We start from the raw sequence: 11,861 nt of genomic DNA, 5'->3' as shown, positions 1-11,861 counted from the left end.
AGCGCGTGCAAGCAGACGATTTTGAGGATTTGTTCCAGCCCGGCGAGCGCATCACCCACACCGAATTCGGCCCAGGCGTGGTGCTCGAACCCGCGCACGATGGCTATCTGCGCGCGTTCTTCGGCGTGGTGGGCGAGCGCCGCGTACCGGTCAGTTCGGTACGCCGCGAGCGCACCCGTACCGAGCGCATTCTGCAATCGGTGGCAGGCGGCTCCGACCGTGCGCGCAAGGCGTGGCTGTCTTACGAGGCGCATGCACTGCCGGTGATGGAAAGCGCCTCGGCGCTGACCTCGGCGCGCATTGATCTGCTGCCGCATCAGGTGGTGCTGACGCACCGCATTGCGACTGCCTCACCACGGCGTTACCTGATCGCCGACGAGGTGGGCTTGGGCAAAACCATCGAAGCCGCGCTGATTTTGCGTGAACTGGCCAGCCGGGGCGAGTTGACCCGGGCGCTGATGGTGGTGCCAGCAGGCTTGGTGAACAACTGGCACCGCGAATTGAACGAGGTGTTCAATCTCGACTTCGAGGTGTTTGGCTCCGAAGGCGACATCACCGACCGCAAGACCAATGCCTTTGCCAAACACGACCGGCTGATTGCCAGCATCGACACCTTGAAGCGCCCTGCCCGCATCAAGCGCCTGCTGGATGCGCCACGCTGGGATCTGGTGGTGTTCGACGAAGCGCATCACCTGACCGCCCACCGCACGGGCGGCAAGGTGCGCAAGACGGAAAACTACAAGCTGGCCGAAGCGCTGAAGGATCACGCGCGGGATCTCTTGCTTCTGTCTGCTACGCCGCACCAAGGCAATCACTTCCAGTTCTGGATGCTGGCGCAGCTCTTGAACCCCACGCTGTTTGGCAGTCCCGAAAACATGCTGGAAAACCGCCATCGCCTGAATACGGTGATGTTCCGCCGCACCAAGGCCGATGCCTGCCAACCTGATGGCTCACCGCTGTTTGCCCGGCGCTGGGTGCATACCGAGTCCTTCCTGATGAACCAGGAGGAGCGGCTGTTTTACGAGAAGCTGCGAGAATACCTGGAAGACGGGTTCGATCTGGCCCGCCGCCAGGGCAACCAGGGGCGCGCACTGGGCTTCTTGATGGCGATCTTCCAGAAGATCGCGGCATCGAGCTTTGCTGCCGTGCGCCGCACGCTCAAGCGCCGCTTGTTGATGCTGACGCTGCACGAGGCGTTTTTGCGCGACAAGGAGCTGGACATCGAAGGCCGCGAACGCCTGACCGAGGAAGCGCGCGAGCTGATTCACGAGGAATTCGGCTTGCCGCGCGACAGCGTTGGGCGCAGCGAGGTGGATCGCGTGTTGGCTGACCTCAAGTACCGGTTGGTGAAGAAGCTGGACGAAGAGGCACTGGAAATGGCCTCCGACCCCTATGGCAGCGAGTATTCGGCCACGCACGCCGAGGAGGCAGCGTCTGCTGTGGTCGATTTGCATCTGCCCGAGGAGCGCCTGCGCATTGGCGACCTGCTGCGCATCTTCCCGCAGCGGCGCGAGACCAAGGCGCAAAAGCTGCTCGATGGCTTGGGGCATCTGTGGCGGCAGAACGCCAATGAAAAGATCGTGATCTTTGCCACCTACCTTGGCACGGTCGATCTGATTGCCCGCGAGATTGACCAGGCTTATCCCGGCCAGGGCGTGGTGGTGCTGCGCGGCGGCGACCACGGCGCCAAGCTGGCGGCAGAGCGGAAGTTCCGCCTGAAAGACGGGCCGCGTGTGTTGGTGTGTACAGCGGCTGGCCGCGAGGGCTTGAATCTGCAATTCGCACGCATTCTGTTCAATTTCGACCTGCCGTGGAACCCGATGGACATGGAACAGCGCATCGGCCGCATCCATCGCTACGGCCAGCGCGACACGGCGCAGGTCTACAACCTCGTGCTGTCGGACACCATCGAGGGGCGCATCTTCCTGCTGCTGGACGAGAAGTTGACTGAAATTGCACGCACGGTCGGCAAGGTCGATGACCAGGGCAATGTGGCCGAGGACCTTCGGGCGCAGATTCTGGGGCAGCTTTCCGAACGGTTGAACTACGACCGCCTGTACCAGGAGGCGCTGTCTGACCCTGAACTGAAACGCACCCAGGTGGAGCTGGAAGCGGCACTGTCCAATTCCCGCGAGGCACGGCAGGTGGTGTTCGACCTGTTTCAAGACCTCGACGGTTTCAGCCTCGATGATTACCAGCCCTTCTCGGATGTGTCCTCCAGCCTGGATCGGCTGGTGCGCTTTCTGTCGGCGGCAGTGGCAGACCGCCAGCAGAAGCTGCTGAAGGTGGACGAAGAAACCTACGACCTTGTAACAACAGATGGCACGCGCCGTGCACGTTTCACACTGAACCGCGATACCGCCACCAGCAGGGACGATCTGGAACTGATGGGGTTGGATCACCCCTTGGTACAGGAAGAACTGGGCCGCTGGCGCAGCGTGACGCCCGAAGACATCGGCCTTGCGGTGGCTGGGGATGTTGACGAGCCGGTGCTGCTGTCCTTGTGGATGGTAGAGGCGTCTGCCGGCAACGGTGAGCGCCGTGTGGTGGTGCAGCCCATCGCAGTCAAGCAGGACGGGACACGGGTGCCGACTATTGAGCGGCAATGCGAACGGTATCTGCAAGCATCGGCGATCTCGCCGAGTTTTACACCGGAGCAGCGGCTGGCGCTGTTTGCCCACACCGTGGAGCCAACTTTGCAACGTGAGTTGAAACACAAGGGCGCGGCAAATGGAGATGGCAGCTATTCGGCCGAGCTGATTGGATACGTTGAGATACTGAAGACGCCCGCTTGAAGCAGAAGGGCCACGCTGAATCCGAGGGCGAGAGAATTCTTCAAATAGTGAGGTTGCGCTGTTTTCCAATCTCCCATGACACGCCGCCGCCACGTACCGTCGCGGCGAGCTGCTGGCCCAGCCGCTGCTCGATCACGGGTTTCCACGGCACGAGGCTGAAGCCCATGCCGTCATCGAGCATCGCGTAGCGCCCGCTGGCAAGCATGACAGAGCGCCGGTAGATTCCGGCTACGCGCTGGCCATCGGCCACCGGGCGATGCGCCAGGCCGGTTTCGGCAGCAATGTCCTTGGTCGCCTGCGCCAGTTCCCGATTGCGCAGCGTGCCCAACAGATTGCGCGCCAGAATCACGCGCTGCCCTCGCCACTCGGCCAACCCCTGTTCGGCCAGGAAGTCGGCACGCCGCTGCATCGCCTGCTTGGCCTCGCCGCCAAAGCCCAGATCGCCCAGGCCTGAGCCGCCACCGATCAACTGCTGGTCGAGCCAGGTGGCGCCGATGACACGGGCCTGCCGCTCGATGGGCAGATGCGATTTCAGCTCCACGGCCACGCCGCCCAGGCGCTGCGCGTCGTAGCGGCGGCCCTGTTCTGGCAGGTCCCCGGGCACCTTCCATAGCCCCTCGGCCACACGCTCCACGATGCCGGTGCGGCGCAAGGCTTCCAGGCGGCGAATGTGGGCTGCCACGACCTCCTGCGGATCACGGCCCGGTACGGCCTGACCCTGCGCGACGGCCAGGTGATGGTCGGTGCGGTATAGGCCACCGCTTGCCAGCGCGGCGATGTTGCGATCGGCCGCACGCACGTCGGCCGCCCCCTTTACTTCCACCACGGCACCGGCCGGATAGTTCGCCAGCTCGTCGCGGGCGTTGAGCGCGACGTAGTGGGCCTTGCCGTCCACGCCGTCGATGACCAGATAGCCCCGGTCGCGCAGCTCGTCGGCCAGCCCTTTCGCCGCCACGCGGCCGAGGATGGTTCGGCCATCGTCTCCCGGCTCGAACACCGCCAGTTCGCGCGGCTCGCCGCGCATGGCGCGCTGTAGGGTGCGGATGATGTCGCCACGCTCGCCGAGGGCGCGCAAGGTTTTCTCCGCGTCGGCATGGACGGCCCACGTGCCCGGCTGCGTCTCGTCGGCCAGGCCCAGGCGCTGCAAGTGTTGCAGGCGGCCGATCAGCAGCAGGCGCTGGCGTTGCAGCCGCGGTTCGTTGAACCGTTCGATCTGCACTCGGCCATCCTCACCGGCCTCGCGCTGCAATGTGCGGTCGAGACTCGTCCACCGCTCCTGATTCACCTCGCGCTGCAAGGTCTGCTGGATCTCCAGCTCGGTGCGCGGTCCCAGCCATTCGGTCGCCAGTTCGGCGGCCCGATGGCGGAAGCCGTGGGCGATGTAGTCGCCCGCGATGATGAGGTCTTTGCCGGTGTTGTCACGCCCGCGCACGATCAGGTGGGTGTGCGGGTTGTCGGTATTCCAGTGATCGACTGCCACCCAATCCAGCCGCGTGCCCAGGTCGGCTTCCATACGGTTCACCAGATGCCGAGTGTAGGTGCGCAGGTCGTCCAGCTCGGCGCCGTCCTCCGGGGAGACGATGAAGCGGAAATGGTGCCGGTCGTCGGAGGCTCGCTCCTTGAAGGCGTCGAGGTCGGCTTCGTCGGTCTGCGGCCCGTAGGCGCGCCCAGGTTCACCATCGCGGCCCGCGCCGTCGCGCTCGATGTAGCGCAGGTGTTTTGCCAACGACTGCGGGCTGACGTTGCGCTGATTGACCAGCAGCGTCTTGATGGTCACCCGCCGCGACATGGGCGTCAGCTTCGCCCCGGCGAAACGCGCTGCCGTATGGCCGCGCCCCAGGCGCGAGCCGGGCCGCTGGCCTGCGCGCTGGCCCTGGCCGCCGGACGCGGCGGAATGGCGCATCGAGGACTTGCCGCCGCTGGCCTTGCCCGCCTGCTTGAGCACCTTGGAAACGAAACTCTGGCCCTGGCCCTTACCCCGGTTCTTTGGGGCGCTCGGACGCACCCGGAAATCGTCGTCGCGGCGGCCGGTCATGGCCGCTCTCCCTGCAAGCTATGGCGTGTCCGGTCGTGCGAAGCACGCGGACATGCCTGCATCGGCGCGGGCCTCGCGCCCCACGCGGCACGGCGGCGAAGCCGCTGCGTGCCGCGCCACCCCCACGTGCAGACAGGCTTTCGACGCGGCCCGGTGCCGCGTCCTTTTGTCTTGCCTTCCGCCTTTGCCCCTCGCTGACGCTCCGGGCAGCGGCGGCCCGGCGGCGCTGCTGCGTGAACAGCCAGCGCGCCGGCGAACGCGCGAACCAGTGCGATGAAGGCCGCAGGCCGGGCGCGTTCGAGGCAAGACGCCTGCACATGGGATGGCTGCGCCGTAGACAGCGCGAAGTGCAGTGCCCAATGCGTAGGATTAGCACCAGCACTGCACGCGCGACGACACGGCGACGACCAGCAGAGCGACACGCCCGATGGCACGATGAACTGCACGGCAACGTGCAGCGAGTCGGCGGCCATCATGGGCGAGATTCCAGCCAGACCGGATGCGCGATGCCGATCACGGCGGATGCGCTGACCGGCCCGAAATACCTGCTATCGAACGACGCCGGGTTGGTCACACTGAGCAAGAACAGTTCGCCGGGTTCGAGGCGACGGCATTGCTGCCAGGATGGCAGCGGCCGGCCCCAGCGGTCGGCGGGCAGCACGGCGGCCGAAGGCTCGCCGTCGATGCGGACGATACGGCCAGTGATGCACACCTCCTGCGGCGCAACGGCGCCCACGCGCTTGAGCAGCGGCACGCGCGCCGGCAGGTAGCCGCGCTGCGCGGCCAGCGCGGCGGCGTCTGGCGGCAGCGCGGTCAGGACGATGCTGCCCACGGACAAGGAACGTGGCAGCGAGCCGGTGCCGTGGCCCAGCGGATCGACGCGATACCAGCCGACCGCCACGCTATCGGACGGGTTGTAGATCAGGCGCGGCAGCGGATGCACGAAGGACGCCCAGGCCAGCGCAGCGAGGCCGCAGGTGGATATGCCCGCCAGCACGAGGCGAGCGCGCAAACGTGCGCGGGGCGAGCGAGGACTCGATGCAGTACCGGCAGTCGAAACGGTGGTCATGGCTGCGCCCTCCCGGTCAGCGAGGCGGCGTGCCGCTCGGCGGTGTATTCGGGCAGTGGCAGGCGCGCAGCGAGCCGGTTGGCGAGCGTGCGCCAGTACGCGGGCGAGACAGCGACGAGCGCGATGCCCAGCGCCTCGATGGCGTCGATGCGTTCCAGCACGGCACGGACCTGGTTCTCGCCCTCGGCGTGCAGCAGCAGGCGCGCACCCGGCTGCACGCCAGGAATGCGCTGCACCGCATCGAGCGGCGTGCAAGCCTGCATCATCATGAGCTGCCAGCGCACGGTGCCGTAGTCGTTGGCCTGCCAGCGGACACGGCACAGAACCGCGTTCGGCAGGAATACGGCGCAGCGCCGCCAGCGGTCGAGCCGGATGATGCGCGCCGGCTCGCCGAAGCGCAGATAGAGCTTGAAGCGTGGCTCGATGTAGGCCAGCGCCACGCGCGTCAGCGGTGCGCTGGCAGGCTGGCCAGCGAGCGCGGCCGGTGATGGTGGCGGCGCAGCCGTGGCCGCGACAGCGGCAGACGAAGCGGATGCAATCATGGGGTGTTCTCCCTGCGGTGTTCTGGAAACTCGCGCTCCAGCAGACCGCGCAGCAGGTCGGCCACGGTCACGCCTTGCGTAAAGGCCGATACCTTGATGCGCGCGCGCATCGCGGGCGTGATGTCGAGGGTCAGGCGAGCCGTGTAGAGGTCGCCCTTGCCCAGCGCATCGGCATCGCCTTGGCGAATCCACGCCTCGGCGTGCGGATTCGCGGGTGGACGCGCGCCGATGCCGACGCGCTTTGCCGTGCGTTTGCTGTTCGGCAGCGGTTTCTCGGTCATGTCGGCCACCGCAGCAGCTCGTCCACCAGGGCGGTGATTTCGCGGGCGGCAGCGCTGTCGGGCGCCGTCTCGCGTGCCAGCCGGCCAGCGGCCACGCTGTCGGCGAACACAATGCGCTGATGCACTTCCGCGCGAAGCGCAGGAAGCGGCTGGTCAGCGAGCGCCTGGCGCGCTTCGCGCCCGATCACGGTGGTACTGACGCGGCGATTGATGACAAAGGCCGCGCGCAGCACAGGTCGGAACACCTGCGCTTCTCGGATCAGCTCCACCATCTCGGCGCTGGCCCACAGGTCATAGGGGCTGGGCTGCACTGGGATCAGCACGCGCTCGGCCGCCAGCAGCGCAGAGCGCGCCAAGGCGGCGATGCGTGGTGGACCGTCAATGACGACATGATCGGTCCGCCTGGCGAGGTCTGGCGCCTCCTGATGCAGCGTTTCGCGTGCGAGGCCCACGGCGCTGAAAAGCCGTGGCAAGCCTTGCTGGCTTCTGCGCTGTGTCCAGTCCAGCGATGAACCCTGCGGGTCGGCGTCCAGCAGGACGACGTGCTGGCCGCGCATTGCCAGCTCACCGGCGATGTGCGTGGCGAGCGTGGTCTTTCCCACGCCGCCTTTCTGGTTGAGCAAAGCGACGATCATGGCCTGGCCCTCCATGCTGGAAAGCAGGGCTTTTGCTGCTGTGCTTGTGGCCGCGTGGTGGTTGTCCACCGCAGCGGCGCTTCCCTACTAAAAGTTAGAGAAATTAAGTTAGGGAAGTTAGAGGACGCGCAAACCCAGTGCTGGCGCGGGTTTGCGGCCGATCGGCACGCCTGATAGCACGATAGTCCCACGCCTGATAGCACGATACCCCGCACGCCTGATAGCACGACACCATTCACAGGCTGTCCCGGAGTTATCCCCGTGCCGTATGCGGCACGGGCCGGAACGTCAGCAGTTCCATGCCGTTGTCGGGCATCCGCTCGATGCCCAGGACGTAGCCGGGCAGCGACTGCCGCGCGACGAGCGCGCGCAGGTCGCAGGCGAAGTCGTAGGGTTTGGCGGTGCTGCCCGATTTCTGGTGCAGGTAGCGAAAGTGGAACTGCCAGCCGTATGCCTGCTTGCCGCCGTGCTTGCGCACCAGGCGGTACAGCCAGCGCTCGATGCCGCCCGTCAGCCGGAAATACGCCGGGTCGATGGTCAGCACCAGAGCGGTATCGAGCACGCCCGCATAGAACCAGTCCGGCAGGATCAGCTCGATGCCCAGCGGTGTGCCGCTGGCATCGGCCAGTTCCTTCCATTCGTTGATCCACGAGAAGCGGTGCAGGCGCCGGCCTGTCGTCTCGCGGATGGATGTGGCCACGGTCGTGGATTGCAAACGATCGAGCGCGGCCTTGAGGCGCTGGTAGTCGCGCAGCGACTTGCCGCGCCCGATGAAGCGCAGGATCTCGTAGGGTGTGGCTTGCATCAGCCGTGACGGGCGCAAGCCCGCGTCGCGCGCTTCCACGATCTGCGAGGCCGCCCAAATGAGCAGATCGGCGTCCCAAATGGTGGCGATGCCATGCTCCTGCGTGCCTTCCACGCGGATCGTCACATTGCCCGCGCGAAAGTCGATGGGCTTGACCCGCTTGGACTTCGCCAGAGAGAAGAACGGATAGGCCATCAAATCCTGGCTGTCGCGCGGAGCCACGCCTTCGCCCGGCAAGGCGCGGAACAGGTCGAGCTGTTCGCGTTCCTGCATCGGCTGCTGCCGCGCGGGCAGCGCAGGGCTGGACATGGCGATGGCCTGCCGCGCGCCGCCGATCAGCGCGCACGGCTGTCGGCCGAGTGGTGCTCGGCGTACTCGGGATCGGAAGTCGTCTCGAAGCTGCGGTCGGCGGCCCAGGCATCGAGGTCGGCCACGGCGTACATGACGCGCCGGCCGAACTTGCGAAAGCGCGGACCACCACCGATCACGCGCTGCTTTTCCAGCGTGCGCGGCGACAGGCGCAGGTACTCGGCGGCTTCGTCGTTGGTCAGGTAGCGTTGAGGCTGCATGGACGCAGCGACAGCAGTGGCGGCAGGCCGCAAGGGAGCGGAACGCATGGCGTGAACCTCCATCGGTTGAAAACGCCGGCTGCACCAGCGCAACCGGATGGAGGCAGTCTCAGAAAACCAAGCTGTTCTGCTCAGGGTCGTTTTGCGTCACCATCAGAACGACCCTTCTCAAGCGGCGAAAGTTGTGCTAGCTGGCGATAGCCGCTGCGCATCAGTGCATCGCCTCGCCGCACCAGGCGGCGCACCTTCGAGCGCAGGCCACCGTCGCTGTACCAATCGGCCAAGGCATCCACGCCGAACAAGCCTTCACCGACCTCGCGCAAGGACGCGCCCGCCAGGGTGGCGTCGAGCGCTTGCAGGGTATGCAGCTCCAGCAGCGCGGCCGGTGTTGGCCTGGGCTTGGCATCGGAAATGGCTGCGCCCGGCGCATAGCCGCGCGCAGGCGCGGTAGTGCCGCCGCGATAGGCATGGACCACGGCCATGCCGTCTTGCAGGCCGGGTGCCAGCGCGAAGCGCAGGCAGCGACCAGGACTGCGCGCGATCAACGCCAGACCCTTGCCATCATGCAGCAGGTGTTTATGGCCGGGGATGTGCCAGAACGCGAACGCGGCGGCGTCCAGTAGTGGATCGGCATCGGGGTAGAGCTGCACCACGGCATCGGAGCCGGGCAGCCAGGCCGGATGCGCGTCGCGCGCATCCAGGGCTGGGTCTTCCAGCAGGCGCAAGCCCCAGCGTTGCGCCGCCTGCTGCGCAGCTTGCAACCGGCGATGATGGCGCAGCCAGTCAAGCCGGTAGTCGGGATTCCTGCGCAGGTATTCCCAAGCCAGCGCGAGCGCATCGAGCCACAGGACAAACAGGTACGCCGCAGTGGGATACCAGTGCGCGAGGTGATGGGGGTTGACCATGACGCCTCCTCCCTGAGAACAGGATTCGCCGTCACGGAAGAGACTACGCGCTACATCGCCATCGTTGGAAAAATGGGAGTTTCAAGATAGGTGGAAGGGGTCAAGACCGAATGGCTCCGATGCGTTGCAGTGTTTGTCTCAATACGGCGGCGGCAGCACTCCGAACTTGGAGCGCTGCATTGACCAGCCTGCCGCAACCCGCGCCACGCATCATGACTGTTTCGATCAGACTGGCCGGGGTATGCCGCAAGAATGCCGATTGAGACCTGACCGGCATGACACCAGACTGAAAAAATCACAGTCAGCCTTGTTCAGTCCGGGATAGCCCCGTCGCGCTGGGCCAGCCGGGTGTATTCCGACAGCGTGCGCGTTGGGCAGAAATAGAGGTCACGCATCACGGGCTGCTGGCGCGGCCCGACGATGCCGGCCAGCTCGGATAGCTTGACGGTGCCTTGCGCCGGCATACCGATCCCCAGGTCGATAAGTCCCCAGGCGGTGTCGCCATCGGCGGGATCGAGCGCGGCCAGCAGCCAAGTCACATGCGCGTCCGGCGTGAACAACCGGACCACGGGCACCGGGTCGATGGCCCGGCCAGCGGCGCGGGCCTGGCCGTGGGCCAGCAGGCGCACACGGTCGTCCTCGGTGATGAGCGGATTCATGGCGATTCCCGTCGGCTGCACGAATCCGCCAAAGCGTGAAAGCACAAAACCGTATCGGCGGATTTGGGCATGAACACGATTGTGATTCCGTGGGTCTGCTCCTTTGTCGGAGTCCGTAAATACGGATTTCTGCAGAAGCGTAAAACGGTGGGGCTTTGATGAATGAGTTAAAGATAACGTGGTTTTAATTGTGCGGCGAATCGACGCTTCTGTCCATGCAGAAGCGATCCGTCCAGCCCGGCCGACCGGCTGGCTCCACCACCCATGACGCCGAGTTGGCTCACGCCTTCGGCGCTGCGGTGCGTGCGCTGCGGATAGAGCGCGGTATCGCGCAAGAATCGCTGGCGCACCTGGCTGGCGTCGAACGGTCGCACATGGGCAAGATCGAGCGCGGCGAGCACATGCCAACGCTGGCGATCATCTTCAAGATTGCCGGCGCGCTCGAATGCAGCACTGCGGTGCTGATGAGCGAGGCTGAAAGCCAGCTCGCAGCGGCAGCCCTGCCGTAGGCTGGGCAGGGTCGATCCGGCGCAGGCCGGTTCGGGGTCTCCTCGTTTTCAGTGCAATAAGTGACGGTACGCAAAGCTAGCACTGGCGCGGGGGTGGTCTGGGTAGACCGTTGATTTCATTGACTTTCCTGTTCGCTTTGTAAACGGGTATGGTGGCCTCCCACTTTTGAGGTTCACGATGCAGGGTTGGCACACAACGTTTTTGGGGATGCGTGGGCTCCCCCGCGATATCAGCGACTTCGAGATGAAGGCATTTTTCACCTTCGATGGTGCCGAGCGCGACGCAATCAATGCACGCCGAGGTGATTCCCACAAGCTTGGTCTGGCGCTCCATATTGGTTTCCTGCGCATGAGTGGGCGTTTGCTCGGTGCCTTTCGGGTAATTCCAGTAGCCTTGTGGCGCCACCTTGGCAACGAGCTTGGCATTGCAGCACCAGAAGTCGCCTCGCTGAGAGCCATGTATGAACGCGGGCGCACGCTATTCGATCACCAACAAGTAGCCTGCACGGTCCTTGGATTCCAGTGGATGAGCGAGCACCAGCGCCGCTCACTGGTACGTGAACTGCGCGACGAAGTGGCGCGCTGCGCCGACCGCGATCAGCTACTCGTGCGGGCGCGTCAATGGCTGTACAAGAACAAGCTGGTGATCGTGCACGAGCGGGCAATTCGGACACTGATTGCGGCGGCACTTGCCCAGCTTGAAGTTGAAACAGGCACCGCCATCGCCGCCAGCGTTGATCCAGCAACACTTGATCGCTGGCGAGCCTCAGTTTCAGAGCTGCGCCCAGATGGACAAACCCAGCAGAGTTGGCTATGGGCTGCACCGGCGAAACACTCAACCCGCCAAATCAGCGAGGTACTGGAGCGCATCGACCTGCTTTACACGCTGGACGTTCATAAGCACCTGGCAGACATCCCCGATCTCATCTTTGGACCGGCCAGCCTTTCGTAGACATCCGGTTGCCATAATTGATGGCAATGACCGAGGTGTTTATGGGCAACAGCAAGCAGTACACGGATGAGTTCCGGGCAGAGGCGGTGAAGCAGGTGATCGAGC

The 11,861-nt window shown here is 65.2% G+C and carries 11 protein-coding genes and 1 pseudogene; 3 read left to right on the top strand and 9 right to left on the bottom strand.

Annotation, left to right across the window (positions count from 1 at the left end; genetic code table 11):
* Positions 1–5: 5 nt before the first annotated feature.
* Positions 6–2,795, top strand: coding sequence for a DEAD/DEAH box helicase (locus tag ACM0PY_RS18715; RefSeq protein ID WP_190953015.1), 2,790 nt, complete (start codon positions 6–8; stop codon positions 2,793–2,795).
* Between the two features lie 40 nt (positions 2,796–2,835).
* Here the strand turns inward: ACM0PY_RS18715 and ACM0PY_RS18710 are convergent, their stop codons facing one another.
* From ACM0PY_RS18710 to ACM0PY_RS18670, 9 genes are all read right to left on the bottom strand, one after another.
* Entirely contained in the window at positions 2,836–4,830 is a 1,995-nt protein-coding gene (locus tag ACM0PY_RS18710; RefSeq protein WP_150359728.1) for a relaxase/mobilization nuclease domain-containing protein, read from the bottom strand.
* 472 nt (positions 4,831–5,302) lie between these two features.
* Positions 5,303–5,899, bottom strand: a complete 597-nt coding sequence (locus tag ACM0PY_RS18705) for a S26 family signal peptidase (RefSeq protein ID WP_150359726.1) — start codon at positions 5,897–5,899, stop codon at positions 5,303–5,305.
* On the bottom strand, positions 5,896–6,441 hold the full coding sequence (locus ACM0PY_RS18700; protein ID WP_150359725.1) for a DUF2840 domain-containing protein: 546 nt from the start codon (positions 6,439–6,441) through the stop codon (positions 5,896–5,898). Before ACM0PY_RS18700 ends, ACM0PY_RS18705 begins: the two co-directional genes overlap by 4 nt.
* Positions 6,438–6,722 carry a chromosome partitioning protein ParB gene (locus tag ACM0PY_RS18695; protein WP_150359724.1) on the bottom strand — a complete coding sequence of 95 codons (285 nt, stop codon included), beginning with the start codon at positions 6,720–6,722 and terminating at the stop codon, positions 6,438–6,440. The genes ACM0PY_RS18700 and ACM0PY_RS18695 overlap by 4 nt, the downstream gene beginning before the upstream one ends.
* Positions 6,719–7,357 (bottom strand): ParA family partition ATPase, encoded by a 639-nt coding sequence (gene parA / locus ACM0PY_RS18690; protein ID WP_150359723.1) that lies wholly within the window; start codon positions 7,355–7,357, stop codon positions 6,719–6,721. The genes ACM0PY_RS18695 and parA overlap by 4 nt, the downstream gene beginning before the upstream one ends.
* A gap of 253 nt (positions 7,358–7,610) precedes the next feature.
* Positions 7,611–8,471: a replication initiator protein A gene (locus ACM0PY_RS18685; protein WP_150359721.1), complete on the bottom strand. Its 861-nt coding sequence runs from the start codon at positions 8,469–8,471 to the stop codon at positions 7,611–7,613.
* A gap of 26 nt (positions 8,472–8,497) precedes the next feature.
* Complete coding sequence (locus tag ACM0PY_RS18680; RefSeq protein ID WP_150359720.1) at positions 8,498–8,779, bottom strand: helix-turn-helix transcriptional regulator; 282 nt, start codon at positions 8,777–8,779, stop codon at positions 8,498–8,500.
* An 83-nt stretch (positions 8,780–8,862) separates the two neighbouring features.
* Entirely contained in the window at positions 8,863–9,636 is a 774-nt protein-coding gene (locus tag ACM0PY_RS18675) for a DUF2285 domain-containing protein (protein ID WP_150359719.1), read from the bottom strand.
* A gap of 311 nt (positions 9,637–9,947) precedes the next feature.
* Complete coding sequence (locus tag ACM0PY_RS18670) at positions 9,948–10,295, bottom strand: DUF2958 domain-containing protein (protein ID WP_150359718.1); 348 nt, start codon at positions 10,293–10,295, stop codon at positions 9,948–9,950.
* Between the two features lie 215 nt (positions 10,296–10,510).
* On the opposite strand from ACM0PY_RS18670, the gene ACM0PY_RS18665 reads away from it, so the two are divergent.
* Both ACM0PY_RS18665 and ACM0PY_RS18660 read left to right on the top strand, forming a co-directional pair.
* Positions 10,511–10,804, top strand: coding sequence for a helix-turn-helix domain-containing protein (locus tag ACM0PY_RS18665; protein ID WP_053506350.1), 294 nt, complete (start codon positions 10,511–10,513; stop codon positions 10,802–10,804).
* 178 nt (positions 10,805–10,982) lie between these two features.
* Positions 10,983–11,732 (top strand): annotated as a pseudogene (locus ACM0PY_RS18660) (DUF4158 domain-containing protein); the annotation flags it as partial.
* Positions 11,733–11,861 lie beyond the last annotated feature (129 nt).

The sequence above is a fragment of the Stenotrophomonas sp. BR163 genome, assembly GCF_047520985.2.
Lineage (GTDB): Bacteria > Pseudomonadota > Gammaproteobacteria > Xanthomonadales > Xanthomonadaceae > Stenotrophomonas > Stenotrophomonas sepilia.
This window is presented reverse-complemented; position numbering and strand designations above follow the sequence as displayed.